Genomic DNA, 3244 nt, shown 5'->3' with positions numbered 1-3244 from the left:
CTACCCGCCAGCGCCAGCCCCAGGCGCCACGGGGGGCACGGCTCGTCGGTGTCGGGGAAGGCGCGAGCCATGCGCCTCACTCCCTCGTGCACCTTCTCGAACATGAGCACCAGCATCTCCACCGAGTGCCTGTCGCGGGCCACGGGCCTCGGGGCCTGCTCCACCTCCACGGCGATGTACCCTGGCGAGGACGAGGAGACGTAGCGCCCCCTCATGTCGGGCAGCGGCTCCGAGCCCGCCTCGTCCTCCGCGGCGGGCTGGTACACCAGGGTCGGCACCCCGCTCGTCTCGTGCGTGGCCCTCGACTCGGGCTTCTTCCGCTCGTCCACGCGTGCTCCTCACTGGCCTCCCTACCTGCCCGAGGCCCAACGCTCTTCTTCCCACGGAGCCGAGCCCCTGCTCCAGGACGTGCCCGGTACATCGCGACAAGGTGCTCCCGTGGTCCTACGTGTCCTTCCCCATGTCGAGACCCGCGAGTAGCCCAGCCGTTCCATCCGCCGCGGATACGGCGAGAACCCTCGCGGACTCAGAAGGGAAAGCGTCCTGGACGGACGTGATTCACCTTGTCACGTCCTTGCAGGAGCACCTCCCTGGCGACCGAGCCATGCAGGTCCGTGACGAGCTTCCGGCTGCGCTCCAGCTCCTCCCGGACGGGGTAGGCCTCACTGTGCGCGGGCGCTCCGGGCCTCGTCCTGGCCGCTGACTCGGAGATTCGAGGCGTGCTCTGCCAGTGGATGCGCAGACGCAGCGTCACCTCATCTCGCACGAACGTCGTCAGGGCACACGTCAGCGCCGCACCTTCGAGGCCGAGGGCCTTGCCGAGCGCCTCCCGGATGTTGGGGGAAGGTGGGGACGTGGGCGGCGGCGTCTGGACCCCCTCTGGCTCGGCGAGCGCATGCTGGGCCAGGGTCTGGAGATCGATGACGCCCCGGACCGTCAGTTGCTCATAGAGGACCTTGGCCTTCATGGAGCCCACGTAGACCTGGAGCAGGGCTTGATCCTGCCAGTCGCAGATCCGCTGGAGACTCTGGCTCGTATTGAAGAAGAGCCTGGGGGTGGGAATGAAGGCCAGCGCGTGCAGGGAATCGACGCCCTCCTCCGCGAAGCGTTCAATGTCCTCCGGCGTGATTCCCTCCAGGACGCCGAGCGGGGAGTTCGCGTCGCGCTTGATTCCTGGCAGGCCCACCACGGTCACGGCCTTGTCGTAGGCGACCTGGAGGGCACGCTCGCCCATCACCGCGGTCATGGCCCCCAGGAGCACGGCAGTGGGGATGGACCGCACGCCCCCCTGGGGCAGGACGTTGTACATGACGCAGAAGAGGATGAGATCGCCAGCGGCCACCAGGCACAGCGAGCGCGTGGCCCACGCGAACATCCGGGCATTGAAGTCCTGACTCGAGATACGGACCAGGAGCCGCGAGAAATTGATGGCATAGGACACCACCACGGCGGTGGCCAGGGACAGCACGAACGCCCTGACGGTCTTCTGCGACGTGGTGTCGGGCCACTTCGTGCCGAGCAGGAGGCAGAGGGCGAGGAGCAGGGAGGCGGTGCCGCCAAAGATCATGGCATTCAGCCTGGTCCTGGCCAGGGACTGGAGGAACCGCTTCCGCTCGTAGCTCCAGTTCGCGCGGATGGCGTCGATGACGCCGCGCCATTCCTCATCGATGGGAGCCGGGGTCATCAATCCGTACCGCAGGCTCATGGCCCGGCTCCAGATCGCCCTCGAGACGATGACCGAGGCCGACAGCGGCAGGGTCACCGCGAGCAGCCAGGATATCGAGGAGGAACTCAACTCGATGCCGTACCACTCGTGGTTCAGCTCGATGTTGTTCAACTCGATCAAGAGCGTCGCCAGGCACCAGAGCAACAGCCCCACCGCGACCCGGCGCTCCCACAAGCGCTTCCATTTCTTGTGCATGGCATTCCCCCTCCCAGCCACGCTACCCGAGCGTGGACGCGGACGACTCCAAGAGGGACGTCATGCTTCTAAAACCATACATGCGGTTGCTTCTTATTCTGGGAACACGGTCCTGGTGTCAGGGAATGAGAAGGACGGCGAACACTTCGTCCCGGGAGCGGGGGCCTTCCCTCCCTTCAGGGCGAGGACAGGGTCGCTTCCGGACAACACGCACGCGGGCTGCACGGGAGTCAACGCGGACGGAATCCGGAGATACGAACCGGCGGGCCTCTCGGGGAATACTGCCCCGGCGAGGTCTCCCATGCGTGCTTCCTCTTCCGTCTGTGTGACTCCCGCCGTCCACGAGGTACTGCAAGGTGGAGGAGAGCTGGGCGCCCTCATGCTGTGCCTCGACCGCAACGGCTACCTGGAGGAGGCGTACTTCACGCTGGAGATCGCCCGTGCCCACGCCGAGGCCCGCGCCGCCCGCGCCCGGCTCCACTCCCAGCTCATGCAAGCGCCCATCGCGGTGGCCATCCTCACGGGCCCGCACCTCGTGTACGAGCTGGCCAACCCGCGCTACCTCGAGCTCGTGGGCCGCTCGGGCGGCGTGGTGGGCAGACCCGTCCGGGCCGTCTTCCCCGAGCTGCCCCGCGATGCCTCCGCCTTCCAGCTCCTGGAGGAGGTGTACACGAGCGGTCGGCCCTTCACCGCGGACGAGTACCGCATCTCCCTGGACCGGCGCGGCAACGGCGTGCTGGAGGACGTGTACTTCCAGCTGACGTGCCAGCCCATGCGCGACGTGCGGGGCGCCGTCGTGGGCGTCATGGTGGTGGCCGCGGACGTGACGGCTCAAGTCCGAGCACGGACCCAGGCGCAGGAGGCCGACAGGCGCAAGGACGAGTTCCTCGCCATGCTGGCCCACGAGCTGCGCAACCCCCCTGGCGGCCCTGCGCACCGCCCTGGAGGTGATGAAGCACACCCACGGGAACGAGGCCAAGCAGACACGCCTGCGCGACATCCGCACCCACCAGGTGGACTGTCTGGTGCGCATGGTCGATGACCTGCTGGACGTGTCGAGGATTACCCGGGGGAGCGTGGGGCGCGAGGAGGTGGGTGGCCAGTCCTGGGCCGTGCTGCGGGTGCGAGACACCGGACGCGGCATTCCCCAGGCCATGCTGGACAGGGTGTTCGAGCTGTTCCTCCAGGTGGACCCGACGATCGACCGCACCAGCGGGGGACTCGGCATCGGCCTGACGTTGGTGAAGCGACTGGTGGGCCTGCACGCAGGCACCGTCCAGGCGCACAGCGCGGGGCCAGGAAAGGGCAGCGAGTTCATCGTCC

General features: G+C 67.8%; 3 protein-coding genes and 1 pseudogene. 2 read left to right on the top strand and 2 right to left on the bottom strand.

All coding sequences use genetic code 11. From position 1 onward, the window contains the following. Together VF794_RS14065 and VF794_RS14060 are read right to left on the bottom strand one after the other, a co-directional pair. Nucleotides 1–329 (bottom strand): annotated as a pseudogene (locus VF794_RS14065) (hypothetical protein); the annotation flags it as partial. A 197-nt stretch (nt 330–526) separates the two neighbouring features. Continuing rightward, entirely contained in the window at nt 527–1921 is a 1395-nt protein-coding gene (locus VF794_RS14060; protein ID WP_331110604.1) for a hypothetical protein, read from the bottom strand. A gap of 301 nt (nt 1922–2222) precedes the next feature. On the opposite strand from VF794_RS14060, the gene VF794_RS14055 reads away from it, so the two are divergent. Further along, nucleotides 2223–2963 (top strand): PAS domain-containing protein, encoded by a 741-nt coding sequence (locus tag VF794_RS14055; protein WP_331110602.1) that lies wholly within the window; start codon nt 2223–2225, stop codon nt 2961–2963. Then, nucleotides 2872–3244: ATP-binding protein (locus tag VF794_RS14050; protein ID WP_331110600.1), on the top strand; the 373-nt coding region annotated here is incomplete at its 3' end. The genes VF794_RS14055 and VF794_RS14050, both read left to right, overlap by 92 nt.

Source organism: Archangium sp. (assembly GCF_036389735.1).
GTDB lineage: Bacteria > Myxococcota > Myxococcia > Myxococcales > Myxococcaceae > Archangium.
Note: the sequence above shows the minus strand (reverse complement) of the source record. Positions and strands in the feature narration are given on the sequence as shown.